The 26325-nt window shown below is 67.2% G+C and carries 39 protein-coding genes; 4 read left to right on the top strand and 35 right to left on the bottom strand.

Annotated elements, in window-relative coordinates:
• Positions 1–17 precede the first annotated feature (17 nt).
• Together ACIA03_RS00745 and ACIA03_RS00750 are read left to right on the top strand one after the other, a co-directional pair.
• Positions 18–932: an alpha/beta hydrolase gene (locus ACIA03_RS00745; protein WP_396978312.1), complete on the top strand. Its 915-nt coding sequence runs from the start codon at positions 18–20 to the stop codon at positions 930–932.
• Between the two features lie 69 nt (positions 933–1001).
• Positions 1002–2342 (top strand): cytochrome P450, encoded by a 1341-nt coding sequence (locus ACIA03_RS00750; protein ID WP_396978314.1) that lies wholly within the window; start codon positions 1002–1004, stop codon positions 2340–2342.
• Positions 2343–2346: 4 nt separating this feature from the next.
• Here the strand turns inward: ACIA03_RS00750 and ACIA03_RS00755 are convergent, their stop codons facing one another.
• From ACIA03_RS00755 to truA, 3 genes are all read right to left on the bottom strand, one after another.
• Positions 2347–2727, bottom strand: a complete 381-nt coding sequence (locus ACIA03_RS00755) for a hypothetical protein (RefSeq protein ID WP_396978316.1) — start codon at positions 2725–2727, stop codon at positions 2347–2349.
• Between the two features lie 76 nt (positions 2728–2803).
• Positions 2804–3421, bottom strand: a complete 618-nt coding sequence (locus ACIA03_RS00760) for a class I SAM-dependent methyltransferase (protein ID WP_396978318.1) — start codon at positions 3419–3421, stop codon at positions 2804–2806.
• Entirely contained in the window at positions 3408–4271 is an 864-nt protein-coding gene (truA, locus tag ACIA03_RS00765) for a tRNA pseudouridine(38-40) synthase TruA (RefSeq protein ID WP_396978320.1), read from the bottom strand. The genes ACIA03_RS00760 and truA overlap by 14 nt, the downstream gene beginning before the upstream one ends.
• A 44-nt stretch (positions 4272–4315) precedes the next feature.
• On the opposite strand from truA, the gene ACIA03_RS00770 reads away from it, so the two are divergent.
• Together ACIA03_RS00770 and ACIA03_RS00775 are read left to right on the top strand one after the other, a co-directional pair.
• Positions 4316–5263, top strand: coding sequence for a ketopantoate reductase family protein (locus ACIA03_RS00770; RefSeq protein ID WP_396978322.1), 948 nt, complete (start codon positions 4316–4318; stop codon positions 5261–5263).
• A gap of 55 nt (positions 5264–5318) precedes the next feature.
• A complete protein-coding gene (locus tag ACIA03_RS00775) occupies positions 5319–5978 on the top strand; it encodes a hypothetical protein (RefSeq protein WP_396978324.1) in 660 nt (219 codons plus the stop codon).
• A 48-nt stretch (positions 5979–6026) separates the two neighbouring features.
• Here the strand turns inward: ACIA03_RS00775 and rplQ are convergent, their stop codons facing one another.
• The 32 genes from rplQ to rplP form a co-directional block, all read right to left on the bottom strand.
• Positions 6027–6554 (bottom strand): 50S ribosomal protein L17, encoded by a 528-nt coding sequence (rplQ, locus tag ACIA03_RS00780; protein ID WP_396978326.1) that lies wholly within the window; start codon positions 6552–6554, stop codon positions 6027–6029.
• A gap of 116 nt (positions 6555–6670) precedes the next feature.
• Positions 6671–7687: a DNA-directed RNA polymerase subunit alpha gene (locus ACIA03_RS00785; protein WP_008361061.1), complete on the bottom strand. Its 1017-nt coding sequence runs from the start codon at positions 7685–7687 to the stop codon at positions 6671–6673.
• Positions 7688–7835: 148 nt separating this feature from the next.
• Positions 7836–8444 (bottom strand): 30S ribosomal protein S4, encoded by a 609-nt coding sequence (gene rpsD / locus ACIA03_RS00790; protein ID WP_045550327.1) that lies wholly within the window; start codon positions 8442–8444, stop codon positions 7836–7838.
• A 34-nt stretch (positions 8445–8478) separates the two neighbouring features.
• Positions 8479–8880: a 30S ribosomal protein S11 gene (gene rpsK, locus ACIA03_RS00795; protein WP_141795145.1), complete on the bottom strand. Its 402-nt coding sequence runs from the start codon at positions 8878–8880 to the stop codon at positions 8479–8481.
• A 71-nt stretch (positions 8881–8951) separates the two neighbouring features.
• The gene (rpsM, locus tag ACIA03_RS00800) at positions 8952–9329 is read right to left on the bottom strand and encodes a 30S ribosomal protein S13 (RefSeq protein WP_141795144.1); all 378 of its coding nucleotides are present in this window, start codon (positions 9327–9329) and stop codon (positions 8952–8954) included.
• A 224-nt stretch (positions 9330–9553) separates the two neighbouring features.
• Complete coding sequence (rpmJ, locus tag ACIA03_RS00805; protein ID WP_008361054.1) at positions 9554–9667, bottom strand: 50S ribosomal protein L36; 114 nt, start codon at positions 9665–9667, stop codon at positions 9554–9556.
• Between the two features lie 27 nt (positions 9668–9694).
• A complete protein-coding gene (infA, locus tag ACIA03_RS00810) occupies positions 9695–9916 on the bottom strand; it encodes a translation initiation factor IF-1 (RefSeq protein WP_011757309.1) in 222 nt (73 codons plus the stop codon).
• A 232-nt stretch (positions 9917–10148) separates the two neighbouring features.
• Positions 10149–11402, bottom strand: a complete 1254-nt coding sequence (locus ACIA03_RS00815; protein WP_396978330.1) for a styrene monooxygenase/indole monooxygenase family protein — start codon at positions 11400–11402, stop codon at positions 10149–10151.
• A 33-nt stretch (positions 11403–11435) separates the two neighbouring features.
• Positions 11436–11969 (bottom strand): GTP-binding protein, encoded by a 534-nt coding sequence (locus ACIA03_RS00820; protein WP_396979868.1) that lies wholly within the window; start codon positions 11967–11969, stop codon positions 11436–11438.
• A 34-nt stretch (positions 11970–12003) separates the two neighbouring features.
• Complete coding sequence (locus ACIA03_RS00825) at positions 12004–12354, bottom strand: DUF742 domain-containing protein (RefSeq protein ID WP_396978332.1); 351 nt, start codon at positions 12352–12354, stop codon at positions 12004–12006.
• The gene (locus ACIA03_RS00830; protein WP_091052410.1) at positions 12351–12800 is read right to left on the bottom strand and encodes a roadblock/LC7 domain-containing protein; all 450 of its coding nucleotides are present in this window, start codon (positions 12798–12800) and stop codon (positions 12351–12353) included. The genes ACIA03_RS00825 and ACIA03_RS00830 overlap by 4 nt, the downstream gene beginning before the upstream one ends.
• A 29-nt stretch (positions 12801–12829) precedes the next feature.
• Complete coding sequence (locus ACIA03_RS00835; protein ID WP_396978334.1) at positions 12830–14077, bottom strand: ATP-binding protein; 1248 nt, start codon at positions 14075–14077, stop codon at positions 12830–12832.
• 308 nt (positions 14078–14385) lie between these two features.
• The gene (locus ACIA03_RS00840; RefSeq protein WP_396978336.1) at positions 14386–15423 is read right to left on the bottom strand and encodes an LLM class flavin-dependent oxidoreductase; all 1038 of its coding nucleotides are present in this window, start codon (positions 15421–15423) and stop codon (positions 14386–14388) included.
• 30 nt (positions 15424–15453) lie between these two features.
• On the bottom strand, positions 15454–16539 hold the full coding sequence (locus tag ACIA03_RS00845; protein ID WP_396978338.1) for an enterochelin esterase domain-containing protein: 1086 nt from the start codon (positions 16537–16539) through the stop codon (positions 15454–15456).
• Between the two features lie 270 nt (positions 16540–16809).
• Positions 16810–17433, bottom strand: coding sequence for a 4'-phosphopantetheinyl transferase family protein (locus ACIA03_RS00850; RefSeq protein ID WP_396978340.1), 624 nt, complete (start codon positions 17431–17433; stop codon positions 16810–16812).
• A 2-nt stretch (positions 17434–17435) separates the two neighbouring features.
• On the bottom strand, positions 17436–18251 hold the full coding sequence (map, locus tag ACIA03_RS00855) for a type I methionyl aminopeptidase (RefSeq protein ID WP_396978342.1): 816 nt from the start codon (positions 18249–18251) through the stop codon (positions 17436–17438).
• 27 nt (positions 18252–18278) lie between these two features.
• A complete protein-coding gene (locus tag ACIA03_RS00860; protein ID WP_396978344.1) occupies positions 18279–18854 on the bottom strand; it encodes an adenylate kinase in 576 nt (191 codons plus the stop codon).
• The gene (gene secY, locus ACIA03_RS00865) at positions 18851–20158 is read right to left on the bottom strand and encodes a preprotein translocase subunit SecY (RefSeq protein ID WP_396978346.1); all 1308 of its coding nucleotides are present in this window, start codon (positions 20156–20158) and stop codon (positions 18851–18853) included. Before secY ends, ACIA03_RS00860 begins: the two co-directional genes overlap by 4 nt.
• A gap of 223 nt (positions 20159–20381) precedes the next feature.
• Positions 20382–20813 (bottom strand): hypothetical protein, encoded by a 432-nt coding sequence (locus tag ACIA03_RS00870; protein ID WP_396978348.1) that lies wholly within the window; start codon positions 20811–20813, stop codon positions 20382–20384.
• A 185-nt stretch (positions 20814–20998) separates the two neighbouring features.
• On the bottom strand, positions 20999–21439 hold the full coding sequence (gene rplO, locus ACIA03_RS00875; RefSeq protein WP_008361030.1) for a 50S ribosomal protein L15: 441 nt from the start codon (positions 21437–21439) through the stop codon (positions 20999–21001).
• Between the two features lies 1 nt (position 21440).
• Entirely contained in the window at positions 21441–21623 is a 183-nt protein-coding gene (gene rpmD, locus ACIA03_RS00880; RefSeq protein WP_008361029.1) for a 50S ribosomal protein L30, read from the bottom strand.
• The gene (gene rpsE / locus ACIA03_RS00885) at positions 21623–22234 is read right to left on the bottom strand and encodes a 30S ribosomal protein S5 (RefSeq protein WP_045550110.1); all 612 of its coding nucleotides are present in this window, start codon (positions 22232–22234) and stop codon (positions 21623–21625) included. The genes rpmD and rpsE overlap by 1 nt, the downstream gene beginning before the upstream one ends.
• Positions 22235–22268: 34 nt before the next feature.
• Positions 22269–22652, bottom strand: a complete 384-nt coding sequence (rplR, locus tag ACIA03_RS00890) for a 50S ribosomal protein L18 (RefSeq protein ID WP_008361025.1) — start codon at positions 22650–22652, stop codon at positions 22269–22271.
• Positions 22652–23191: a 50S ribosomal protein L6 gene (rplF, locus tag ACIA03_RS00895; protein WP_396978352.1), complete on the bottom strand. Its 540-nt coding sequence runs from the start codon at positions 23189–23191 to the stop codon at positions 22652–22654. The genes rplR and rplF overlap by 1 nt, the downstream gene beginning before the upstream one ends.
• Positions 23192–23214: 23 nt before the next feature.
• Positions 23215–23622: a 30S ribosomal protein S8 gene (rpsH, locus tag ACIA03_RS00900; protein ID WP_040755997.1), complete on the bottom strand. Its 408-nt coding sequence runs from the start codon at positions 23620–23622 to the stop codon at positions 23215–23217.
• Positions 23623–23708: 86 nt separating this feature from the next.
• Positions 23709–23894 carry a type Z 30S ribosomal protein S14 gene (locus ACIA03_RS00905; protein WP_017932844.1) on the bottom strand — a complete coding sequence of 62 codons (186 nt, stop codon included), beginning with the start codon at positions 23892–23894 and terminating at the stop codon, positions 23709–23711.
• Between the two features lies 1 nt (position 23895).
• The gene (gene rplE / locus ACIA03_RS00910) at positions 23896–24456 is read right to left on the bottom strand and encodes a 50S ribosomal protein L5 (RefSeq protein ID WP_091052391.1); all 561 of its coding nucleotides are present in this window, start codon (positions 24454–24456) and stop codon (positions 23896–23898) included.
• A 2-nt stretch (positions 24457–24458) separates the two neighbouring features.
• On the bottom strand, positions 24459–24818 hold the full coding sequence (gene rplX / locus ACIA03_RS00915) for a 50S ribosomal protein L24 (protein WP_396978355.1): 360 nt from the start codon (positions 24816–24818) through the stop codon (positions 24459–24461).
• The gene (rplN, locus tag ACIA03_RS00920; RefSeq protein WP_008361015.1) at positions 24818–25186 is read right to left on the bottom strand and encodes a 50S ribosomal protein L14; all 369 of its coding nucleotides are present in this window, start codon (positions 25184–25186) and stop codon (positions 24818–24820) included. Before rplN ends, rplX begins: the two co-directional genes overlap by 1 nt.
• 185 nt (positions 25187–25371) lie before the next feature.
• A complete protein-coding gene (gene rpsQ / locus ACIA03_RS00925; RefSeq protein ID WP_141795129.1) occupies positions 25372–25662 on the bottom strand; it encodes a 30S ribosomal protein S17 in 291 nt (96 codons plus the stop codon).
• Position 25663: 1 nt separating this feature from the next.
• The gene (gene rpmC, locus ACIA03_RS00930) at positions 25664–25906 is read right to left on the bottom strand and encodes a 50S ribosomal protein L29 (RefSeq protein WP_008361011.1); all 243 of its coding nucleotides are present in this window, start codon (positions 25904–25906) and stop codon (positions 25664–25666) included.
• Positions 25906–26325: a 50S ribosomal protein L16 gene (rplP, locus tag ACIA03_RS00935; protein ID WP_008361009.1), complete on the bottom strand. Its 420-nt coding sequence runs from the start codon at positions 26323–26325 to the stop codon at positions 25906–25908. The genes rpmC and rplP overlap by 1 nt, the downstream gene beginning before the upstream one ends.

The following is a 26325-nucleotide window of genomic DNA, read 5'->3' on the forward strand; positions in this document are numbered from 1 at the left end:
CCGATATGACTGACGCCATGCCTCCGCTCGACAGCCAGATCGCTGACCTGCTCACCCTCTTCGCGAAGGGCCAGCCCCTGGAGTCCTACGATCCGCCGACGGCACGCGCGCTCTACCGCGCGTTGGGCGAGGGCATCCCACTCCCACCCGTCGGCTCGGTGGAGGCCGCGGTCATCCCAGGGCCCGCAGGCGACCTCGACGTACGCATCTACCGGCCCACCACGCAGGGCCCGCTGCCCACGATCGTGATGTTCCACGGCGGCGGCTGGGTGGTCGGCGACCTCGACACCCACGAGGACCAGGCCCGCAACCTCTCGACCATCTGCGACGCCGTGGTCGTCGCGGTCGACTACCGGCTCGCTCCCGAGCACCCCTTCCCGGCGGCCTACGACGACGCACTGGCCGCCGCCCGCTGGGTCGGCGACAACGCCGCGACGCTCGGTGGTGACGGCCGGGTCGCGGTCGCCGGCGACAGCGCCGGCGGGAACCTGTCGGCCGTGGTCGCCCAGGCCTTCCGCGACGAAGGACGCGAGCTCGCGGGCCAGCTGCTGATCTACCCGGGGATCGACATGACCAGCGGCTACCCGTCGTACGCGGAGAACGGCCACGGCTACTTCCTCGAGCTGCCGACCATGAAGTGGTTCTCGGACCACTACGTGGGCGACGCCGACCGCTCCGACCCGCGGCTGAGCCCGATCAAGGGCTCCTTGGACGGTCTGGCGCCGGCGGTCGTGGTGACCGCGGAGTTCGACCCGCTGCGCGACGAGGGCATCGCGTACGCCAAGGCGCTGGAGAGCTCGGGGGTCCCGACGACCTACCACCACTGCGACGGGCTCATCCACGGCTTCTTCGCCATGGGCCATCACTCGCAGGCAGCGCAGCGCGCGATCGAGGAGACGTGTGCGCTGTTCCGGACCGTGCTCCACGGGTGATCCAAGACACATCGTCAAACCAGGGGTATTCCTGATGACCCTGGTTTGACGATGGTCCAGACTGGCCGCATGCCGATTGCTGCCCAGGTGAGTTCCTTTGGACGGGCGATGACGCGCCCGCTGACCGAGCGTGTCCGCAAGTTTGCCCTGCAGTTCGCGATGCGGGGCAAGGAGTCGCCGATCCCCGACATCACCACGCTGCGCAAGATCCCCGAGCACCTGACCTTCCCGCTGCGCCGTGACGGTGTCGACCCGGTGCCGCTGCTCGCCGAGAGCCGCGAGCAGGCGCCGGTCACCAAGCTCGGCTCGGTGCTCGGCCTCGACATCGTGCTGGTCACCGGCCATGCCGAGTCGAAGCACGTCCTGGCTGACAAGAACGCCTACTCCAACGACATGCGCCACCTGCTCGGCACCCGCAAGCGCACCGACGCCGAGGGCATCGGCGGCCTCGGCATGACCGACCCGCCCGACCACACCAAGCTCCGCGGGCTGCTGACCCCCGAGTTCACCATGCGCCGCCTCGGCCGGCTCAACGAGATGATCGACCGGATCGTCACCGACGCCCTCGACGACATGGAGGCCCATGGCCCCGAGGTCGATCTCGTCCAGCGTTTCGGCTTCGAGATCCCGTTCCGGGTGATCTGCGAGCTGCTGGGCATGCCCGAGGAAGTACGCGACGAGTTCCACAAGCTCGGCATGGCCCGCTTCGACCTCTCCGAGGGTGGCGCCGGAGCCTTCGGGGCCGCCACCGAGACCCGGACGTTCCTCATCGAGCAGGTCCGCCAGCAGCGCGCCGACCCCGGCGACGGCATGATCGGCGAGATCATCCGCACCAAGGGCGCCGAGTACGACGACGTCGAGCTCGGCGGCCTCGCCGACGGCGTCTTCCTCGGCGGCTACGAGACCTCCGCCTCGATGCTCTCCATGGGCGCCTATGTCCTGATGCAGAACCCCGAGGCGTACGAGATCCTCCGCTCGGGCGACAAGGCCGAGGTCGACATGGTGGTCGAGGAGCTGCTCCGCTACCTGTGCCCCGTGCAGATCGCGTTCCCGCGCTTCGCCCGCGAGGACCACGACCTCTTCGGCGTGCCGGTCAAGAAGGGCGCCGTCGTCCTGGTCAGCCTCACCGGCGCCAACCGCGACCCTGCGGTCGTGCCGAGGCCGGAGCAGTTCGACCTCCGCAACGCCGACACCATGCACTTCGCCTTCGGCCACGGCCTGCACCGCTGCGTCGGCGCCGAGCTGGCCCGCATGGAGCTCCGCGCCGCCCTCACCGGCCTCGCGAAGCGCTTCCCGGAGCTGTCGATGGCCACCGACGACCCCGGCGACCTCGGCTGGCGCGACCTCTCGGTCGTCTACAGCCTCGACCGCCTCCCCGTCCGGCTGGCCAAGGAGTCGGTCCCGGCCTGAGCGCTCAGCCGTTCCAGTGCTGTGGCGCCGGCTCCTCGCTGATCGCCACGGCGATCCATGGCGCCAGGACGTACGCCGGGATCGCCAGCAGCGGCAGGCTCGTCATGGGGGTCGCGATGATCACGAACGCGGCCCCGGTGCAGAACCGCCCCAGCCCGGCGCGCGCGCTCAGGTAGGCCCCGAGCATCGGGCCGACCAGCCCCACCGCGACCATCACCGACACGCTCTCCAGCCGCGACAGCTCGAGCCCTGAGCTCGTGACGGCACGATAGACAGGCAGCACCGTCACCAGGCTCACCAGCGCTGCGACGCCCCAGGCCTGGTAGGAGCGGGCCAGGCGCTGACGGTTCGTCAGCGCGGCAGTCGTCATCGAACGGTTGGTCATGAGCGGAGTCTCGCAGCGCACCCGACGCGACCGGCTCCGAGACGCGTGAGAGGGCGGAAACCGGCACCTGGACCGTTCAGGCGCGACGGGTCTCCAGGACCCGGAAGCCCTTGGCGCTGCCGATCCGCTCGGTCGGGAACCCCTGCTCACCGAGCCAGCGATGCAGCGAGTCGCCGCCGAGGTTCTTGCCGACGACCATGACCGCACGACCGCCGGGAGCGAGTCGCGGGAGCCAGGTCAGGAGCAGCTCGTGGAGGGCCTGCTTGCCGATCCGGATCGGCGGGTTGCTCCAGATCTCGTCGTACGTCACCTCGGGATCGATCTCGGCCGGAACCGCGGCGCGGTAGCGATCGCCCAGCCCCAGCTTCGCCGCGTTCTCGTTGGCCAGCAGGACCGCGCGCTCGTTGACGTCGACCCCGGTGACGTACGCCTCCGGCACCGCCAGCCCCAGGGCAAGGCCGATCACGCCATAGCCACAGCCGAGGTCCAGGACCCGCGCACCCGGCTTCAGCGACGGCGGCTCGGTCTCCTTGAACAGCACCGAGGTGCCGATGTCCAGGCGGCCCTTGGCGAAGACTCCCGACCCCGAGACGAGCGACAGGTCCATGTCCCACACGGTCGCCGCGACGGGGATCCGTTCGAAGGGCACCGAGGGATCGGCGGAGAAGTAGTGCTCGTCGTCAGTCCCGGTCAAGCTCGCTCGCCTCTCTGCGGTTCATGGTGCGTTCGTGCTGGGCCGCCAGCATCTCGTCGGGCGGGTAGGCGACCTCTTCGAGAGTCAGACCGTTGGCCGGCGCGATCGGGATCGACGAGGACCGCGACCGCGAGGCCAGCGACTCCTTGGCCCAGGTGACGTCCTTGCGGCCCTCCCCGATCACCATCAGGCACCCGACCAGCGACCTCACCATCGAGTGGCAGAAGGCGTCGGCGAGGACGGTCGCCTCGATGATCCCGTCGGGGCGCCGCTCCCAGCTGAGCTGGCGCAGGTCGCGGATCGTGGTCGCGCCCTCGCGCGGCTTGCAGAAGGTCGCGAAGTCGTTGAGCCCGACGAGGTCGGCGGAGGCGACGTTCATCAGCGACAGGTCGAGCGGCCGCGTCCGGTAGAGCACGTGCCCGCGCTGCAGCGGGTCGACGTACGCCGGGTCGTCGACGATCCGGTAGACGTAGCGTCGCCACAGCGCCGAGAACCGGGCGTTGAAACCCTCCGGTGCCTCGACGGCGGCCCGGACGCGCAGGTCCGCCGGGAGGATGCCGTTCAGCCGGCGCACCAGCGCGTCGAGCGGCGACTGGTCCGAGCGTCCGCGCGAGGACTCGAGCACGTCGGCGTCGATGTCGAAGTGCGCCACCTGGCCACGGGCGTGCACGCCCGAGTCCGTGCGCCCGGCGACCGTCACCCACACCTGGGACCGCTCTCCCGTCCCCGGAACCCGCAGCGCGGTCGCCAGCGCGTCCTGCAGCTCTCCCTGGACGGTACGCAGCCCCGGCTGGGTCGCCCAGCCGTGGAACGCGGTGCCGTCGTAGGCGAGGTCGATCCTGATACGCACGGGCTCATTCTCGCAGCGACCACGTCGTTTGCCAGACTCGGCGCATGCGCTACGTGATCTTCGGAGCAGGGGCGGTCGGCGGCGTCGTGGGCGGACTGCTGCACAGGGCAGGGATCGAGGTCACCCTCGTGGCCCGAGGCGAGCACCTACGCACGATCCAGGACGGCGGCCTCACCCTCGACACCCCCGACGGCGTGCTGACCCTCGACGTCCCGGCCGTCGAGGACGCGAGCCAGGTCTCCTGGACCGAGGACACCGTCGTTCTGCTCAGCGTCAAGAGCCAGCAGACCGAGGCCGCTCTCGAGGACCTGGCGACGTACGCCTCGGCCGGCACGCCGGTCGTCGCCATGCAGAACGGCGTCGCGAACGAGCCTCGGATCCTGCGGCGGTTCGCCCGGACGTACGCCATCCATGTCGTCCTCCCCGCCACCTTCCTGACCCCGGGAACGGTCGTCCAGGACTCCGGCAACAAGCCCGGCATCCTCGACATCGGCCGCTACCCCACCGGCGTCGACGAGACCGCCACCGCGATCGCCAACGACCTCGTCAAAGCCGGGTTCCTGAGCGAGCCGCGCGCCGACATCATGGCGTGGAAGCACCGCAAGCTCCTCAACAACCTCGGCAACGGCATCAACGCGGCGATCGCTTCCGGTCCCAGCGACGAGGAGATCTACGCCCGCTGCCTGGCCGAGGCGGAGGCCGCGCTCTCCGTAGCCGGCATCAGCGTCGCCACCTCCGACCAGGACCGGACCCGACGAGCCGGTCACATCACCGGCCGCGGCCGCGCCAAGAACAGCTCGACCTGGCAGAGCCTGGCCCGCGGCACCGGCGTCGAGATCGACTACCTCTCCGGCGAGATCGTGCTGCTCGGTCGCCTCCACGGCGTCCCGACACCCGTGAACGAGGCCATCCAGCGCGCGGTCCACGACATCGCCCTTACAGGCGCGGAGCCCGGCAGCCTCGACGGCGCCGCGTTTCTCGCCGGCCTCTGACGGCTCACCCGAAAGGGGTGGTCACCCCGGCAGCTGATCGGGCAGTCTGCCTGCCATGAGCTATGCCGCGTCACCTCCGCCGTCGCCGTTCCCGCCGACCCACGTCACCGGGGCGGCGCCTCGATCGACCAGGGCCGTCACCATCGTCGTGATCGTGGCAGTGGTGATCCTGCAGCTCGCGATCGCACTGGCCGGCCTCGTCCTGACGTACGCCCTCGACGGCTCGGTGACCAGCATGAACCTCACCACGATCGCGACGATCGTGCTCAACGCGCTGCTGTACGCCGTGGTGGCGGCGGGCGCGGCATACATCGCCCGCACCTCGACGGGCCGGCTCCTGGGCATCGTGCTGCCGCTGCTCTCCTGGCTGTTGAGCTCTGGGCTCTGGTACGCCCTTCCCCAGCTGCTCGACTTCTACAACGCCGCCGTCGCCGGTCTTCTCGGGCCGCTGTTCCTCGTGATGCTCCTGGCCGGCTGGGGATGCGCCGCCTGGACCGGCCGCCGTTGGCTCATCGGGCTCCCCGTCACCTATCTGCTGCTCATCGGCGTGCACGCGTCGCTGTCGCTCGCGTTGACGCCGGACATGTCCATCGACAACATCGCGGTGATGCTGATCGTGTCCGCGTTCACCACCCTCGCGACGACGCTGGTCCTGGTCGTCGGCGGAGTCATCTGCTGGCTGCTCGCCCGGACCGAGCAGGGCTCCGGGAAATGACAGTGGCCCGCCACCCTCGCGGGTGACGGGCCACAGTTCAGAACCAGATCAGGCCTTGGCCTCGTCCTCGGTGGCCTCCGCAGCGGGAGCCTCCTCGGCAGCAGCCTCGGTGGTCTCCTCGGCAGCGGTCTCCTCGACCGGCGCCTCCTCGACCTTCTCCTCGACGGGAGCAGCAACCGGAGCCGCGGCAGCCGGAGCAGCCTTGGTCTTCGGCTCGTACGCCTCGTTGACGAGCTCGATCACAGCCATCGGAGCGTTGTCGCCCTTGCGGGGACCGATCTTGGTGATCCGGGTGTAGCCACCCGGACGCTCCGCGAACTGCTCGGCGATCTCGGTGAAGAGGGTGTGCACGACGGACTTGTCGCGGATGGTCTTGAGGACCTCGCGACGGTTGTGCAGGTCACCCTTCTTGGCCTTGGTGATCAGCTTCTCCGCGACGGGGCGGAGGTGCCGGGCCTTGGCCTCGGTGGTGGTGATGCGGCCGTTCTCGAACAGCGCGGTGGCGAGGTTCGAGAGGATCAGCTTCTGGTGCGCGGGCGAACCGCCGAAACGGGCACCCTTCTTCGGGGTAGGCATCGTGCCTGCTCCTTCTCTCCGGCCGTATCAGGTACCGGGGTAGACGCCCATCCGGGCGATTTTCTTTATGGGTTAACGCCGGGCCGCGGCGGAGCCGCCTGGCCCGGCGCTACAACTCAGTACTGCTCGTCCTCGACGAACGCGTCGTCGTCATCGTCGCCGTAGGCAGCGAGGGCGGCGGACGGGTCGAAGCCCGGAGCGCTGTCCTTGAGGGACAGGCCCATCTCGTGGAGCTTCAGCTTGACCTCGTCGATCGACTTGGCGCCGAAGTTGCGGATGTCGAGCAGGTCCTGCTCCGAGCGGGAGATGAGCTCACCCACGGTGTGGATGCCCTCGCGCTTGAGGCAGTTGTAGGAACGAACGGTCAGCTGCAGGTCCTCGACCGGGAGGGCGAGGTCGGCGGCGAGCTGCTCGTCGACCGGCGACGGGCCGATGTCGATGCCCTCGGCGTCGACGTTCAGCTCGCGGGCCAGACCGAAGAGCTCGACCAGGGTCTTACCGGCCGAGGCGATCGCGTCGCGGGGAGCGATCGACGGCTTGGTCTCGACGTCGATGACGAGCTTGTCGAAGTCGGTGCGCTGCTCGACACGAGTGGCCTCGACCTTGTAGCTGACCTTGAGGACCGGCGAGTAGATCGAGTCGACCGGGATGCGGCCGATCTCGTTCTCGGCGCCCTTGTTCTGGACCGCGGAGACGTAGCCACGGCCACGCTCGACGACGAGCTCGAGCTCGATCTTGCCCTTGTCGGACAGCGTCGCGATCTTCAGGTCGGGGTTGTGCACCTCGACACCGGCCGGCGGCGCGATGTCGGCGGCGGTGACGTCACCGGCACCGGACTTGCGCAGGTACATGGTGACAGGCTCGTCGTGCTCGGAGGAGACGACCAGACCCTTGAGGTTGAGGATGATCTCGGTGACATCCTCCTTGACGCCCTCGATGGTCGAGAACTCGTGGAGAACGCCGTCGATCTTGATCGAGGTGACCGACGCACCGGGGATCGAGGAGAGCAGGGTGCGGCGAAGAGAGTTGCCCAGCGTGTAACCGAAGCCCGGCTCGAGGGGCTCGATCACGAAGCGGGAGCGGAACTCCTCGACGGACTCTTCCGACAGGGTGGGGCGCTGTGCGATAAGCACTGATTTGTCCTTTCCGGGCCGACCGCTATTTGACGGACCCGAACTTCAAGGGGTGATGACGGAAGGCTGTGGGGCGGCAAGGCCCCGGCGTACGTCTTCTGTGAAGTTTGAACGCCGGGGACTCACCGTGGTTACTGCGTGGGTCTGATCAGAGCTTCGAGTAGTACTCGACGATCAGCTGCTCCTGGACCGGGACGTCGATCTGAGCCCGGACCGGGAGCTGGTGGATCAGGATGCGCATGCGCGACGGCACGGCCTCGATCCACGCGGGGACGACGCGCTCGCCGTGGGTCTCGCGAGCCACGATGAACGGGGTCATCTCCAGGGACTTCTCGCGAACGTCGATGACGTCGTGAGCCGAGACCTGGAACGAAGGCACGTTGACCTTCTTGCCGTTGACCAGGAAGTGGCCGTGGACGACCAGCTGGCGGGCCTGGCGGCGGGTGCGGGCGAAGCCGGCACGGTAGACGACGTTGTCCAGGCGGCCCTCGAGCAGCTGGAGCAGGTTGTCACCGGTCTTGCCGTCGCGGCGGTGGGCCTCGGCGTAGTAGGAAGCGAACTGCTTCTCCATCACGCCGTAGGTGAAGCGAGCCTTCTGCTTCTCACGAAGCTGGAGGAGGTACTCGCTCTCCTTGATGCGGCCGCGGCCGTGCTGGCCGGGAGGGTAGGGGCGCTTCTCGAACGCCGCGTCGTTGCCGACAAGGTCGACACCGAGACGGCGCGACTTGCGGGTCATGGGTCCGGTGTAACGGGCCATTACTCTTCAGTCTCCTTCTATGTCTCGGTGGGGATCAAACGCGGCGGCGCTTGGGCGGACGGCAACCGTTGTGCGGGGCCGGCGTGACGTCCTGGATGGTGCCGACCTCGAGGCCGATCGCACCCAGGGAACGGATCGCGGTCTCACGGCCCGAGCCCGGGCCCTTGACGAAGACGTCGATCTTCTTCATGCCGTGGTCCATCGCGCGGCGACCAGCGGCCTCGGCGGCCATCTGAGCGGCGAACGGGGTGGACTTACGCGAGCCCTTGAAGCCGACGGTGCCGGCCGAGGCCCACGAGATCACCGCACCGGTCGGGTCGGTGATCGTGACGATCGTGTTGTTGAACGTGCTCTTGATGTGGGCCTCGCCCTGAGCGATGTTCTTCTTCTCCTTGCGACGGATCTTCGTCGCACCCTGTCGGGTCTTCGGAGGCATGCATTAACTCCTGTGTTGGCTGGTCTGTGAGATCGAGGCGAAAGCCGGATCAACGCGCAGAGCGCGTCGGATCACTTGGCCTTCTTCTTGCCGGCGACGGTGCGCTTCGGGCCCTTGCGGGTGCGCGCGTTGGTCTTGGTGCGCTGACCGCGGACCGGAAGGCCCTGGCGGTGACGGCGACCCTGGTAGCTGCCGATCTCGATCTTGCGACGGATGTCAGCCTGGACCTCGCGACGGAGGTCACCCTCGGTCTGGATGCCCTGGGCCTCGATCTCGTCACGGAGCTTGACCAGCTCGTCCTCAGCCAGAGCGTGCACCCGGGTGTTCGGGTCGACGCCGGTGGCCTCGAGGAGCTTCTGCGAGGTGGTACGGCCGATGCCGTAGATGTAGGTGAGAGCGATCTCCACGCGCTTGTCGCGCGGAAGGTCAACACCTTGGAGGCGTGCCATTGTGTTCCTTCTGGTTGCGTCAGAGGTGTCGGTCGGGTCGCGTCCCGGGGTGGCACCCTCGGGCTCCGGCCTCTGCTCCGGAGGTGACTTCGGACCTGCGTCCTAGCGACTCGATGAAGTATTCAGTTGTGCTGCGAGCTGGGACTCAGCCCGGCCGCCTTCGGCGGCACGACCTCGTCGCTCGGCGCAAACAGACGAGCAAGCTCGCTGTTTGACCTCGCTCCTCAGCCTTGGCGCTGCTTGTGGCGCGGGTTCTCGCAGATCACCATGACGCGGCCGTGGCGACGGATCACCTTGCACTTGTCACAGATCTTCTTCACGCTCGGGTTGACCTTCATGTCAGCCCTTTCTTTGTCTAGACCGGCTTACTTGTACCGGTAGACGATGCGACCGCGCGTCAGGTCGTAGGGGGACAGCTCGACCACCACGCGGTCCTCGGGGAGGATCCGGATGTAGTGCTGTCGCATCTTGCCGCTGATGTGGGCGAGAACCTTGTGTCCGTTGCTCAGCTCCACACGGAACATGGCGTTGGGGAGGGCCTCCACTACGGTGCCCTCGATCTCGATCACGCCTTCTTTCTTCGGCATGCCCTCTGCAATCTGTTGGTCGGTCATCTACCGTTCAAACCACGGATCGGATGACCCATGGGCGGTCCGGGAACCTCTCCGATGCTCGGAGTGGACCTCGTGAAGCCATCTGCATGTCTCACCCGCGAGCACACAGAAGCGCGCTCCTCGGGCAGCCGCGAGGCACGACGAGACAGACCCACGTTGGACCGACTACCAAGCCTAGACCCCTAGAACAGCAATGCCCTAATCGTCAAGCCCTGGCGGCCGCGTCCGCCTCGGCGACCTCCGCGACGTACGCGAGGGCCGTCTCCGGGTCTCCGAGGAACGGTCCGAGGTCCTCGGGGTGCGGGAACAGCCGAGTGAACCGGTCCGCCACCGCCTGGTGCTGGGTGGCCGCGCCCAGCACCTGCTGCACGTGGTCGGGCAAGGGGTTGAGCAGCGCGTCGGTCAGGCCGGTCGAGTGCTGGGCGCGGGTCTCCCAGAACGTCTCGAACGTCGCCTGCATCCACTCCGCGTCGAACGGCTGGTCGCCACGCTCGAGGATCGCCTGGGTGTAGATGCCGGCGCAGTGAGCGGCGTTGTTGGCGCCCTGACCCGCGATCGGGTCGTTGACCACGACGACGTCGCCCATGCCGAAGACGAAGGTGTTGTCGGCGACCTCGGCATACGGCTTGCGGATGGTGCCGGTGAAGGCGCCTGAGAGCGAGGCGCGGGCGTCGGTGGGCTCGCAGTCGCGCATCAGCTCGCCCTCCCACGGCATGTGCTCGAGCATCACGTGCTGCAACCGGCGCAGGTGCTCGTCGGGGCGGGGCCGGTCCCAGAAACAGTCGAGGGGACCGTCCGGGATCGCCTCGACGAACGCGACCCGGCTGGGCCCGAACTGGGTCAGGGCGCTGATCACGAACAGCTCCCCCACCCCGGGCGCGACGTTGATCCGCATGCTCCCGGCCGGGAAGTCGTCGGGCTCGACCATGCCGTGGAGGTAGATCGCCGAGAGCGCACGGCCGGGGGTGACGTACTTGGACCTGACCGGGTCGCGGTCGAACAGCTCGACGATCTCGCCCTTGCCCGCCGCGATCAGGGTCAGGTCATACATCGACGCCAGGCCGGCCAGGTCGGAGGTCATCACCGGGTGGTAGATGATCCGCCCACCGCGGTCCTCGAACAGCTCCAGCCAGGTGGACATCTTCAGGCGCTGGTCGACGGACATGGCGTACGGCTCCCACGGGCCGTCGAACTTCAGGGCCCGGACGCCGGGCTCCGGGCTGACCGAGATGCCGACCGCGGGGATGCGTGGCGCCTCGTCCTCCCACAGGTTCAGGTCGTAGGCGCGCTCGTAGGCCAGGGCCGGGTCGAACATGACCTGTGTCGACGTCGGCCAGCCGTCGCGCAGCTCGTCCGGCGTACGCGCCGACATGACCGTCACCTCATAGCCCTCGGCCTGGAGGCTGAGAGCGAGCTGCATGCCCGCCTGTCCGGCACCGACGATCAGGATCTTGCGCAATGAAACTCCTTCGGAGTGGGGGCGCCTCCGGGCTCAGGCGCGTGTGGGGGTGGTCTTCATCGTGTGCGAGAGACAGGCGACGAGAGTCTTGGCCGTCGATCTGCGGTCGCGAGCGTCCACGGTCACCAGGGGTGTCCGCTCGTCGAGGCAGAGCGCGTCGCGCACCTTCTCCAGGGAGTGGGTCAGCTTCCCGTCGAAGAGGTTCACCGCAACGATGAACGGGACATCGGAGTCGTTCTCGAAGTAGTTGACCGCCGGGAAGGACGCATCGAGCTGACGGGTGTCGACGAGCACGACGGCACCGCTGGCGCCACGGCACAGGTCGTCCCACATCGGCCAGAACCGGGGCTGCCCAGGTGTGCCGAACAGGTAGAGCAGCAAGTCGGGGGCGAGGGTGACCCGACCGAAGTCCATCGCGACCGTCGTGGTCGTCTTGGCGCTCGCGTCCGAGAGCGGGTCCACCGACTCACCGGCCTGCGTCATCCAGGCCTCGGTGTTGACCGGGGGGATCTCGGAGACCGAGGCGACCAAGGTCGACTTCCCGACACCGAAACCACCCGCGACCACGATCTTGGCAGAGGTGACGGTCAGGGCTGGGCGGTCAGCCGAGCTCGGAAAGGCCATCGATAACTCTCTTCAACAAACGGTGGTCGAACGGGGAGTCGTAGGCCCCGTCATTGATCTGCAGGTGCTCGGTCGAGGCCAGGTCCTCGAGCAGCACGCGCGTCACCCCGAGCGAGATCCCGCAGTGCGCGGACAGCTCCGCGACCGACTGCGGTCCGAGACGTACGCGGTCGTAGAGCCGGCGTGACTCCGGCGTCAGCTTCGAAGCCGCGCGCGCATCGAAGTGCGCCGCGGAGACCAGCGTGTGCACGTACAGCTGGTGCTTGGTCTTGGTGCGACCGCCGGTGAGCACATAGGGACGTACCCATGGGTTCTGACCCACGCTCACGCCCGCTCCCCCGCCATCGAGCTGACCGTCATCTGACGCAGCTCGTCGCGCATCTGCGGGGTGAGTACGTGGCCGACGGCGTCGACCATCTGGGCCATCTTGTGGGCGACGACGCCCAGGTTCGCGCCGGCGCCGACGAGAACGGCGAAGCCGGCGAGGTCGCCGATGCCCATGAAGAGGAAGTGTCCGGTGTGGAACTTGAGCATCACCTGGTCACAGCCGGGCTCGCCCACCTCGCGCGCGATGTTGTTGCCGAGGCTGATCACGCCGGCGGTCATCGCGGCGAGCGGGTCGGCGACGTTGGCGGACATCCCGCCGGCACCGATCAGCGGGAGGCCGTCGGAGGAGACGATGAGCGCGTGGGTCACACCGGGGGTGGAGCTGGCGAAGTTGTCGATCAACCAGCTGAATTCCTTGGGGTCGCGGGGGACGACCGGGCTTTCCATGACGAAAGGGTTCCTTTCACTGCAGGGTTTTAGCTACCAAGGGAGAACGCGTCGAGATCGTCGGCGAAGGAGTGCCGGGCCGCTGACTGGTCCTCGGGCGAGGCCTCGGCGGTCTGCGGTCCAGCGGCTTCTTCGGGCACGGTCTGCTTGCTGCGCAGGCTGACCGGCTCCCGGCGCGGGAGCGCGCCTGACTCTACTGGTCCACTCTGACCAGCGGACGCGGAGGGCTCGTTCGTCTCGTTCGCCTCATCCGTCTCACCAGTATCGCCGGCTGTCGGGAGCGGCGTCTTCATGGTGTCGGTGGACAGATCCGGTGTGGGCTGCTGGCTCGGCGGCGGTGCGAACTGGGCCGCCGGGCGCAGAGGCTGCAGCGAGGACTGCCTCGTCTCCAGGCGCACGGGCTGAGCTGTGGGCTGCGGGGCAGGCTGGGGTGCAGGCAGGGGCGTGGGCTGGGGACCCCGACGCCGCGGGGCGGGCGGCAGGACTGCGACGCTGCTCGCGCTCGAGGTCCTCGGCAGCTCGGCCTGGCCGATCGGCGTGACCGGCACCTCGCACAGGAGCTGGGCCGGCACCTTCACCATCGCGATCATCCCGTTGCCGGGCGCGGGGCGGGTGGCGAGGCGTACGTCGATGTCGTACTTGCGGGCGATCCGATGCACCACCGGGAAGCCGGTGTGGCTCCCGGACTTGCTGACCAGCTCCACGATCGGGCCTGCCAGCAGCGCGTTGAGGCGTCCCACCGACCGCTCCGGGATGCCGATGCCGGTGTCCTCGATGCGGAAGAGCACGTCGCCGGCGTCGGCCAGGTGGACGTTGATCGTCACCGCTCCCGGGGAGTACTTGGTCGCGTTGTCCAGCAGCGCCGCGATCAGGCAGGAGACGTCGTCGGCGGCGTAGCCGATGACGGCGAGGTCGCTCACCCGGCCGATCGTCACCTGGTTGTAGCGCTCGATGCCCGACAGCGCCATCCGGATGATGTCCAGCAGCGAGGTGTCGATGCCGCCCATCTCGTCCTCGGCACGGCCGGCGAGCGTGCGCAGGTCGCGGCTCGCGCGCCGCATGCGGGTGACCGCGTGGTCCACCTCATAGAGCTGCTTCAACCGGTCGGGGTCGTCCTCGTCGGCCTCGAGCCGGTCGAGGGACATGCGCATCTGCTCGGCCAGGCTGATCAGGTGGAGCCCGAACTGCTCCATGATCTCGGGCCAGGCCTCGTCCTCGTCCTCCTGAAGCGGCGGCGGGGTGGAGGCGATCGGTGGGGTGACAGGTGTTGGTGGCACCGGCGGAAAGGGCGCGGCCTGACCGCCGGTCGGAGGGAATGAGCGAGCAAGACCCGGATCTGACTGCTCAGCGAGCGTCGCAGCCTGGGGCCCCCGGCGCTTCAACCAGCGCTGGCTCCAGCGTGTCATGAGGCGGCACTTTCAAATGTGGAGAAGGAAACAGAGCGGTGAACAGACTGGCACAACCGGTGCGCGAGCGTATCGATACGCGCCCGGAAGCAGACAGTGTCCTAGGTCCCTCGTCCCAAGTGGCTCAGGCGCGCCGCCACCTCACGACGAGGTGGGCCGATCCTACGCGGCCGCCCGAATCAGCCCGCCAGCAGGCGCAGGGTCTCCTCACGGGCCGGCGCGGTGCGCGGGTCCGTCCTCTCGTACGCCGACCCGACCGGGTTCACCATGACCTCGTCGACCCCGTACTCCTCGGCCATCCCGGCCAGGCGCGCCTTCGCGTACGCCGCGGAGCCGATGATCCAACGGCTCCGCATCGTGTCGATGAGCCCCTGGTGGGCCTCGGGGATCTCGGTCTTCTCGGCCTCGTCGATGCTGGGCTGCGCGGTCAGCGGCTGGCCGGTGCGCAGCTTCAGCATGGTCAGCAGCTGGGGCAGCGCCCGGCGGTCGGCCTCCTCGGCGGTCTCGGCCACGCTCGCGTTCACGGTCAGGAACGTCTTCGGCTCGCTGAGCAGCTCGGAGGGCCGGAAAGTGGAGCGGTAGAGCTCGATCATCGCCTTGGTGTCGGTGCCGTTGCCCGCGAAGTGGTGGGCGAAGACGTAGGGCAGGCCCTTCTCGGCGGCCAGACGGGCGGAGTAGTCGGAGGAGCCGAGCAGCCAGAGCTCAGCCACCGACGCCGCCGCCGGAGTCGCGTGCAGGACGTGCTGGCGGCCACCGGCCATCAGGCCGACGCCCTCGGGCGCCATCATCGCGACGATGTTGTCGAGATACTCCGGGAAGCGGTTGACCGCGTCGTCGGAGACTCCGCCGGCGCCATGGCGCAGCGCCCAGGAGGTCACCGGGTCGGTCCCCGGCGCGCGACCGATGCCGAGGTCGATCCGCCCCGGGAACGCCGCCTCCAGCAGCGAGAACTGCTCGGCCACGACCAGCGGTGCATGGTTGGGCAGCATCACTCCCCCGGACCCGACCCGGATCCGCTCGGTCGCGCCGGCCACCAGTGAGATCAGCACCGGCGGATTGGTCGAACCGACCGCCGGCATGTTGTGGTGCTCGGCGAGCCAGTAGCGCTGGAAGCCCAGCTCGTCGGCCACCTTGGCCAGCGACAGCGTCGCGGCCAGGGCATCGGCGGAGGACTGGTCCTTGCGGACCGGGACGAGGTCGAGAACGCTCAGCTTCACGTGACGTCTCAACCCCGGCCCGGGCATCCCTTATTCCGGTGGCAGCAGCGCGCGGAGGCCGTCGGCGACCGCCGAGCGCCACCAGGCGTAGTCGTGGCCGCCGTTGTGCTCGGCGGAGATGACGTCGATCCCAGCGGCACGCAGACGGTCGACGAGATCGTGGTGGAGCTCGTCGAGGACCCACTCCTGGGTCCCGTGCGCGAGGTGCACGCGGGTCTTCGCCTCCGGCGTGACCGCGTCCGCGAGGTCGTCGAGCCACAGCGAGGCCGACTGGCTGGCGACACCGTGGATGTGCTCGGGATAGGTCAGGCCGGCCCGCAGGGCGGTGACGCCGCCGAGGCTCTGGCCCACGACGTACGTCTCCTCGGAGACCGCGCGACGCTCGCGCACCCACGGCAGCAGCTGGTTGACGATGTAGTCGGCACCCTCTCCGCCGGCGAGCTCCTCCCAGCGCTTGTCGCGACCGCCGGAGGCGGGCAGGACGCAGCGGACGTGGCGGAGGTGGCCGTCGGCGATCAGGTTGTCGAGCGTGGTCGGCAGCGAGTGGTGGTCGGTCCAGATCTCGCCGTCGAGTGCGACCACGAGCGGCAGGTCGACGTTGAGCCCGGCGCCGGCGGGGTCGTAGAGCCAGACGTCGCGTCCGTCGGGGCCTGCCTCCAGCGTGACGGTGCCGGGGACGACGTCGTCACGGCGGAACAGCCACGGCTGCAGCGGGGCATCGGGCAGCGAGACGACCGACTGCTTGATGCCCTGCCGGTTGTGGCACCAGTCGGGGTTGAGCGGGTCGAGGTAGCCGCGGTGCAGCACGGCACGCAGCTCGACCTGCCCCTCGCTCTCCCACGGGGCCGGCTCGCCGGGATGCTTGCAGAGGAAGGAGTACGAGGCCCGCCAGTCGCCCTTCATCAGGAACGAGGCGTGCCACAGGTCGGTGCCTGCCTTCCGCTCGAGCATCGTCTCGCCGAGATGACGCTCGTCGGTCAGGCGGTTGGCGAAGAGGAGCACCTCTTCGGCCTCGTCATCGCGCCAGCAGAAGGTGACGATCACCTCGTCGTCCGCAGCGCCGGCGCCCGTCTCCTCGACAAGCGGGAGCGAGGTAGCGATCTGGTCCCAGAACATATCGATGTCCTCAGGACTGAGGCGGTCGATGATCGCGCTTCGCGTCCGTGCTGATGGATTGGGTCGCGCCGCCGTCGGTGGTCGCAACTGCGTACTCATCCGGTTCTTCCTCCCGAGTACGGGGCTCTCCCTGTCCCCGCGGGCTGACCAAGTTACTCACAGTCGGGGCGACATGCGAGATCCCGAGGTCCCTTTCTCTGTCAACTGATAGGTGATGTCGTATATCCGCTAGTCAAAGCCGTGGATACGTGGGATTCGTTCAGTTTCCTATCAGTTTTCGGTCCACATGTCGGCACAGATCGCGACGGCACCGAGGAATCCGGAGCCCTCCCACTCGGTGATCCGGGCTCCGCCGACCCGGTCGGCAGGATCCTCTCCGGACGGACCATCGGCGAGGACGTCGAGGCGCTGCGCCGCCGCCATGCTCCCGTGGCCCGCCTTCACCAGGGCCTCCTTGCGCACCCACAACCGCGTGAACGCGTACGCAGCGTCCTCCTGCCCCGCCACCCAGGCCACCTCGCGCCGCGAGAGCGCCCGGTCGGGTCCGCGCGAGACCTTCTCGACGTCGATGCCGCACCGGCTGGTCGCGGCGACCGCGGCGACCTGGCCGCGGGTGTGGCTCAGGCTCACCTGGACCGCCGTCCCGGCGTCACCCGCCACCGACGGAGCTCCGTGCTCGGTGCTGCCGCACCGGGCGCAACGTTGCGCGATCACGATCTCCTCGCGCGCGGTGCCCAGCAGCTCCGCGGCGCACTCGCGGACGAGGACGTGCGCGGCGGCGTACGCCTGCTTGTCGGCCTCGGCCACGAGCCGCTCGTGACGTGCCCGCTCCGCGGCGGTGAGCAGCCCGAGGTCGGCCTCGACCTCGGCCACCGCCGTGAAGCGCACGATCACGCTCAGTGACCGCCCCAGGGCACCCCGAGCTTGCCGAGCATCTCCTCGCCGCCGTCGAGCGCGGTGAGCACCCAGGCGCCGTCAGAGGTGAGCGCGAAGGTGTGCTCGAAGTGGGCCGCCCAGGAGCCGTCGTCTGTCACGACGGTCCAGTCGTCCTCCAGCGTGGTGACCTCGGGGCCGCCGAGGGTGAGCATCGGCTCGACGGCGAGCGCGATGCCGCGCTGCAGCTTGGGGCCCTTGCCCGGCTTGCCGTAGTTGAACACCGACGGCTCCATGTGCATCTCGGTGCCGATGCCGTGGCCACTGAAGTCCTCGAGGATGCCGTAGTCGCCCTGGGACTCGACATAGGTCTCGATGGCGTGCGAGATGTCGGTGACCCGCCCGCCGAGCCGGGCAGCGGCGATGCCGCGCCACATGGACTCCTCGGTGACGCGCATCAGCTCGGAGACCTCCTCGGGCACCGAGCCCATGGCCACCGTGATCGCCGCGTCGCCGTGCCAGCCATCGACGATGGCGCCGCAGTCGATGGAGATGATGTCGCCGTCCTTCAGCTCCCGGGACCCCGGGATGCCGTGGACCACGACCTCGTCGACCGAGGCGCAGATGGAGCCCGGGAAGCCGTGGTAGCCCTTGAACGACGGGACGCCACCCCGGGACCGGATCGAGTCCTCGGCGATGGCGTCGAGCTCGAGAAGGGTGACTCCGGGCCGCGCGGCGGCCCGGAGCACCTCGAGCGTCTCGCCGACCACGAGGCCGGCCTTACGCATCTTCTCGATCTGCTCAGGGGTCTTGATCTGGACCTTGGTCAAGAAGCCCACTGCTCCCCCGTTGCGTACATGTTCGGTTCAGGACTCCGGGACGATGTCGAGCTCGTCGAAGATCCGCTTGGTGACGTCGTCGACGTCACCCATGCCGTCGATCTCGTGGACCAGGCCGCGACCCTTGTAGACCTCGATCAGCGGCGCGGTCTCCTCGAGGTAGACCTCCTGCCGGCGCCGGATGACGTCTTCGGTGTCATCGGCGCGACCCTCGACCTGGGCACGCTGCAGCAGCCGCTGCACGATCTCGTCCTTGTCGACGGTCAGCACGACCACCGCGTCGAGCGCGTGGCCGGTGTACTTGATCATCCCGTCGAGCTCCTCCACCTGCGCGAGCGTGCGCGGGTAGCCGTCGAGCAGGAACCCCTGCGACGCGTCGTCCTCGTCGATCCGGTCGCGCACCATGAGGTTCGTGACCGAGTCCGGAACGTACTCTCCCTTGTCCACGTAGGACTTCGCCTCGATGCCGAGGGGGGTGCCCTCGCTCATGTTGGCGCGGAAGATGTCGCCGGTCGAGATCGCCGGGATCCCGAAGTGCTCGGCGATGAACTTCGCCTGGGTGCCCTTACCGGCTCCCGGCGGGCCCATGATGATCAGTCTCATCGGAGGAACCCTTCATAGTTGCGCTGCTGGAGCTGGCTCTCGATCTGCTTCACGGTGTCGAGGGCGACGCCGACCATGATGAGGATCGACGTTCCGCCGAACGGGAAGTTCTGGTTCGCACCGATGAGCGCCAGCGCGATCAGCGGGATGAGCGCGATCAGACCGAGGTAGAGCGAGCCCGGCAGTGTGATACGGGACAAAACGTAGGACAGATAGTCCTCGGTCGGCTTCCCGGCCCGAATTCCTGGAATGAAGCCGCCATATTTCTTCATGTTGTCGGCGACCTCCGGGGGGTTGAAGGTGATCGACACGTAGAAGTAGGTGAAGAAGATGATCAGCGCGAAGTAGGCCGCCATGTAGACCGGGTGGTCGCCCTTGACGAAGTAGTTGTTGATCCAGTCGACCCACACCGGCGGGTTCTGCGAGTTGCGATTGAACTGCGCCGCCATCGCCGGCAGGTAGAGCAGGGACGAGGCGAAGATGACCGGGATGACACCGGCCTGGTTCACCTTGAGCGGGATGTAGGTCGAGGAGCCGCCGAACATCTTGCGACCGACCATCCGGCGGGCGTACTGGACCGGGATCCGGCGCTGGGCCTGCTCGATGAAGATGACCGCCGCCATGATCGCCATTCCGATCACGATCACGATCGCGAAGGTCCACCAGCCCTTTGACTCCTTTACGCCCCACATCGTCGCAGGGAAGGTTGCGACGACCTGGGTGAAGATCAGGATCGACATACCGTTGCCGATGCCCCGCTCGGTGATCAACTCGCCCAGCCACATGATCACCGCGGTGCCGGCGGTCATGGTGACGACCATGACCAGGAAGGTGGCGGTGCCGTCGTCGTGGAGAAGCGGCTTGGAGCACTGAAGCAGGTCGCCGGAGCGGGCCAGCGCGACGATGCCGGTGGCCTGCAGGACGGCGAGCCCGAGGGTCAGGTAACGGGTGTACTGCGTGATCTTGGTCTGCCCGGACTGGCCCTCCTTCTTGAGACGCTCCAAGCGCGGGATCACCACGACGAGCAACTGCAGGATGATGCTCGCGGTGATGTACGGCATGATGCCGAGCGCGAAGATGGTCAACTGCAGCAGAGCGCCACCGGAGAACAGATTGACCAGGTTGTAGAGTCCGGCGCCCTCACCCTTCTGGGCGACGTCGAGACACTGCTGGACATTCGCGACGTGAACACCAGGCGCAGGTATCTGGGACCCAGCGCGGAAGACCACGATGATCACCAGAACAAAAAGCAACTTCTTTCGCAGGTCCGGGGTCCGGAATGCGGATGCAAACGCGCCAAGCACGTCTAACCTCTCTCTACTACGGGTGCCTCGCTGGCAACTACACTCCGGCCGGTCGGAGGCCCACCCGGAACCCTGAGGAGCCTAACAGGGGCCACCGCATCTGACACAACAGACCCGACCTTGCGCGCGGAGCGGCGCTACCCCAGCCCATGACCACCGCCGTGTGGTCGCCCCGGGCTTGCGCCCGGGGCGACACAGAGAATCACACTGAGCTAGTCGTTACTCAGCCGAGGATGCTGTCACTCTTGCAGTACACCATCGTCGAACCTTCCTTGATGCACCACTTGTAGTAGAGTCGGCCGCCCTCAGGAGCCGAGACGTTGCATGCCTTCGAGGTCCCGGCTCCAGCGTTGTTCTCACATGCGCCCGACCCGGAACTCGAGCTCCACGTCACCCGCTGACCCTTGCCGTCTGCCTTCTTGTCGCGAAGGAAGATGACCTCGTCGTAGGTGTCGTGATCTCGGACCGCGGAGATGGATGCGCGATACGAACTGCCGTAGTAGACGTTGTACGTCTCTCCAGCAGTCGAACTCGAGTAAACGAAGTTCCACGACGCAGCCGAGGCAGGCGCCGCGCTGACGATAATCGCTGCAAACAGCATTGACATGAGTGCTGCAGCGAATGCAGAAGTGCTTTTTACCACGAGAATCCACACTTTCAAAGGTTTGATTGAATTAGACCTCGCCTGCCGTTGCCAACAAGCGTCATTCATCCTTGCCTTATCCCGGTAGGGGTGTCAGCAGAACTGCAGAAGTCCAACCAAACGGATCCTCTACTCCACTCATTTCGCACAGCAATTGGGCCCGGCCGCTTGATGCGACCGGGCCCAACTTGTCGGCTTCAGAGAACCGTGACAGTTCCGCCAGCAGCCTCGATCTTCTCCTTGGCAGAGCCGGAGAAGGCGTTGGCGCTGATCTCGACCTTGACGGTCAGGTCACCCTGGCCCAGGACCTTGACCGGGTGGCCCTTGCGGACGGCACCCTTCTCGATCAGGGTCTCGGGGGTGACGACGCCACCCTCGGGGAACAGCTCGTTGAGCTTGTCGAGGTTGACGACCTGGAACTCCACCTTGAAGGGGTTCTTGAAGCCCTTCAGCTTGGGGAGCCGCATGTGCATCGGGGTCTGGCCACCCTCGAAGTAAGCGGGGACCTGGTAACGGGCCTTCGTGCCCTTGGTACCACGGCCGGCCGTCTTACCCTTGGACGCCTCACCACGACCCACGCGGGTCTTGGCCTTCTTGGCACCGGGAGCCGGCGCCAGGTTGTGCACCTTGAGTGCCATATCAGTCGACCTCCTCGACCGTCACCAGGTGACGGACGGTCTGGACCATACCGCGGATCTCCGGGCGGTCCTCCTTGACGACCACGTCGCCGATCCGCTTGAGACCGAGCGTACGCAGGGTGTCTCGCTGGTTCTGCTTCAGACCAACGAGGCCCTTCTTCTGCTGGACCTTCAGCTGCGCCATCAGGCCGACACCTCCACGGCGGGAGCGGCAACCTCGGCCTGCGCCTTGAGCAGCGCGTCCGGGGCGACGTCCTCAACGGGGAGACCACGACGGGCGGCGACTGCCTCAGGCTGCTCGAGCATCTTGAGGGCCTCCACCGTCGCGTGGACGATGTTGATCTGGTTGGACGAACCGAGCGACTTGCTCAGTACGTCGTGGATGCCGGCGCACTCCAGGACGGCGCGCACCGGACCACCGGCGATGACACCGGTACCAGGGGCGGCCGGACGAAGAAGGACCACACCAGCGGCCTTCTCACCCTGCACCGGGTGCGGGATCGTGCCCTGGATGCGGGGAACGCGGAAGAAGTGCTTCTTCGCTTCCTCGACACCCTTGGCGATCGCCGCGGGGACTTCCTTCGCCTTACCGTAGCCGACGCCGACCAGACCTTCACCGTCACCGACGATCACGAGGGCGGTGAAGCTGAAGCGACGACCACCCTTCACGACCTTGGCAACTCGGTTGATCGCGACGACCTTCTCGATGTAGGCGGTCTTGTCGGCGCTCTGGTTGCGACGGTCGTCGCGACCTCGGCGCTCGCCACCACGCTGTCCGCGCTGGGCTCCGCTCATCAGACTTTCCTCTTCTCTCGTTCGATCGTTGCGATCAGAAGGTCAGACCGGCCTCGCGCGCGCCATCGGCGAGCGCGGCGACACGGCCGTGGTACTTGTTGCCGGCACGGTCGAAGACCACGGTCTCCACACCAGCGGCCTTGGCACGCGACGCAACCAGCTCGCCGACCTGCTTGGCCTTGGCGGTCTTGTCACCGGAGGCCGACCGCAGGTCGCCCTCGATGGTCGAGGCCGAGGCAAGCGTCTTGCCGGCCAGGTCGTCGACGACCTGGGCGGTGATGTGCTTGGCCGACCGGGTCACGACGAGGCGCGGACGCTCCGGCGTACCCTCGATCTTCTTGCGACCGCGAGCCTGACGACGCAGGCGCGAGCGGACACGGGAAGCGGTGTGCTTGTTGTTCGACAGCGAGATGGCCATCACTTACCAGCCTTTCCGACCTTGCGGCGGATGTTCTCGCCGGCGTAACGAACGCCCTTGCCCTTGTAGGGCTCCGGCTTGCGCAGCTTGCGAATGTTGGCCGCAACCTCACCGACGAGCTGCTTGTCGATGCCCACGACGCCGAGCTTGGTCGGACCGTCGGTGGTGAAGGTGATGCCCTCGGGCGCGTCGAAGATGATCGAGTGCGAGTAGCCCAGCTGGAACTCCAGCTTGGTCGGGCCCTTCGACAGGACGCGGTAACCCACGCCGACGATCTCGAGCTTCTTCTCGTAGCCCTCGGTGACACCCAGGATCATGTTGTTGATCAGCGTGCGGGACAGGCCGTGCAGGGCCTTGTTGTCCCGGCTGTCGTCGGGGCGCTTGACGTCGAGGACGCCGTCACCCTTCTCGACGGTGATCGGGTCGACCACGGTGTGCGACAGGGAGCCCTTGGGACCCTTGACGCTCACGACCTGGCCGTCGATGGTGACGTCCACGCCGGCCGGAACCGGGACGGGGAGCTTGCCAATACGCGACATGTTCTTCTCTCTCCCTTCCCTGATTACCAGACGTAGGCGAGGACTTCCCCACCCACGCCCTTCTTGTTCGCCTGGCGGTCGGTCAGCAGACCCTGGCTCGTCGAGATGATCGCGACGCCGAGGCCGCCGAGCACCTTGGGGAGACCGGTGTGCTTCGCGTAGACACGCAGACCGGGCTTGCTGATGCGGCGGACGCCGGCGATCGAGCGCTCACGGTTGCGGCCGTACTTGAGGGTGATCGACAGGGTCTTGCCGACCTGGCCCTCGGTGGGCTCCAGCACCTCGTACTTGGTGATGTAGCCCTCCTGCTGGAGGATCTCAGCGACGCCCTGCTTCAGCTTGCTGTACGGCATCGAAACCGCATCGTGGTACGCCTGGTTGGCGTTACGCAGACGAGTGAGCATGTCTGCGATCGGGTCAGTCATCGTCATTGGCCGAACGGCCCTTTCTCGTAGTGGTTTCCTCACGACACAAAGTCATGAGGACCTTCAACGTCAGTGGTTGGAACGGTGATCGCTCACCAGGAGGACTTGGTGACGCCGGGCAGCTCGCCGCGGTGGGCCATCTCACGCAGGCAGATACGGCACAGGCCGAACTTGCGGAACACAGCCTTCGGGCGGCCGCAGCGCTGGCAGCGGGTGTAACCGCGAACCGCAAACTTCGGCTTGCGGGCGGCCTTCACCTTGAGAGCGGTCTTCGCCATCTCAGTTCTCCTTGAACGGGAAGCCGAGCGCCTTGAGCAGCGCGCGACCCTGGTCGTCGTTGGTGGCAGTCGTCACGAGGGTGATGTCCATGCCCCGCGAGCGGTCGATCTTGTCCTGGTTGATCTCGTGGAACATGACCTGCTCGGTGAGACCGAAGGTGTAGTTGCCGTTGCCGTCGAACTGCTTGCCGTTGAGGCCGCGGAAGTCCCTGATGCGGGGCAGCGCGAGCGAGAGCAGGCGGTCGAGGAACTCCCACATGCGGTCGCCGCGCAGCGTGACGTGCGCACCGATCGGCATGCCCTCACGCAGCTTGAACTGCGCGATCGACTTCTTCGCCTTGTTGATCAGCGGCTTCTGGCCGGTGATCGCGGTCAGGTCGTTGACAGCGCCCTCGATCAGCTTGGAGTCGCGAGCAGCCTCGCCCACACCCATGTTGACGACGATCTTGGTCAGACCGGGGATCTGCATGACATTCGGGATCTCGAACTCGGCCTGCAGGGCCGGGGCGATCTCCTCGCGGTACTTCGTCTTGAGGCGCGGGGCCACAGCGGTGTCGGTCATGATCAGATGTCCTTACCGGTCTTGCGCGAGATGCGAACGCTGCGCTCAGCGGCGTACGTCGACCCGTCGGGGCGACGCTTCTGGACCGTCTCACGGCGGAAGCCGACGCGAACCGGCTCGCCACCCTCGAGCAGCTGGACGTTGGAAACGTGGATCGGGGCCTCGGTGGTCACGATGCCGCCGGTCATGCCGGCGCGACCGCCCTGGTCCTGGACCTTGGTGTGCTTCTTGATGAGGTTGATGCCCTCGACGATCACACGGTCCTCGTTGGTGAGGACAGCGATCACCTTGCCGGAGCCGCCCTTGTCCTTACCAGCGATCACCTTGACGGTGTCGCCCTTCTTGATGTGCGAGCGACCCATCACAGCACCTCCGGCGCAAGCGAGATGATCTTCATGAACTTCTTGTCACGCAGCTCGCGGCCAACCGGGCCGAAGATGCGGGTGCCTCGCGGCTCGCCGTCGTTCTTGAGAATGACGGCGGCGTTCTCGTCGAAGCGGATGTACGAGCCGTCAGCGCGGCGGCGCTCCTTGACGGTGCGCACGATGACGGCCTTGACGACGTCACCCTTCTTCACGTTGCCACCGGGGATAGCGTCCTTGACGGTGGCGACGATGGTGTCGCCGATGCCGGCGTAGCGACGACCGGAACCACCGAGTACACGAATGCAAAGGATCTCCTTCGCACCAGTGTTGTCGGCGACCTTGAGTCGCGACTCCTGCTGGATCATTACTTCTCCTTGTCGAGCTGGTTCTCAACCGCATCCAGGGCGGTCGAGCCTTGCCGAACGTAATGGGATTTGATGGGCACAGGCCCAGCGAACAATGGTCGCTGGACCTGCGCCCTTTGGTCAATTTGGCGATGCTTGAATAAGCACAGCGTCGCCAGTTGGATCCGTCGCGGATGCGACAAGGATCACTTGGCGCGCTCGACGACCTCGACGAGGCGCCACCGCTTGGTCGCGGACAGCGGCCGGGTCTCCATGACCAGGACGCGGTCGCCGATGCCGGCGGTGTTCTGCTCGTCGTGAGCCTTGAGCTTGCTGCTACGGCGCATGACCTTGCCGTAGAGCGGGTGCTTCACGCGGTCCTCGACCTCGACGACGATGGTCTTGTCCATCTTGTCGCTGACGACGAGGCCCTCGCGCACCTTGCGCGTGTTGCGCTCGGTGCCCTCGGCGGGCACAGCCTTGGTGGACTCAGCCATCTCAGGCCTCCTCGGTGGTCTCGGTGCCCGGGGCCACGCGGATGCCGAGCTCGCGCTCACGCACCACGGTGTAGATCCGGGCGATGTCCTTCTTGACGGTGCGGAGCCGACCGTGGCTCTCCAGCTGGCCGGTGGCCGCCTGGAACCGGAGGTTGAACAGCTCCTCCTTCGCCTCGCGCAGCTTCGCCTCGAGGTCGACGTCGGTGAGCTCGTCCAGCTCGAACGCCTGCAGGGAGTTAGCCATCAGAACTCACCAGCCTCTCGCGTGATGAAACGGCACTTCATGGGCAGCTTGTGGATCGCGCGGCGCATCGCCTCGCGGGCCGTGTTCTCGTCGACACCGGAGAGCTCGAACATGACGCGGCCCGGCTTGACGTTGGCGACCCACCACTCGGGCGAACCCTTACCGGAACCCATGCGGGTCTCGGCAGGCTTCTTGGTCAGCGGGACGTCGGGGTAGATGTTGATCCACACCTTGCCGCCTCGCTTGATGTGACGAGTCATCGCGATACGCGCTGCCTCGATCTGGCGGTTGGTCACGTAGTGACCCTCGATCGCCTGGATGCCGTAGTCACCGAAGGCCAGCTTCGTGCCACCCTTGGCCACGCCAGTGCGCTTCGGGTGGTGCTGCTTGCGGTGCTTGACGCGACGGGGCATCAGCAT

Origin of the sequence: Nocardioides sp. NPDC051685 (assembly GCF_044453405.1) — a bacterium.
Taxonomy (GTDB): domain Bacteria; phylum Actinomycetota; class Actinomycetes; order Propionibacteriales; family Nocardioidaceae; genus Nocardioides.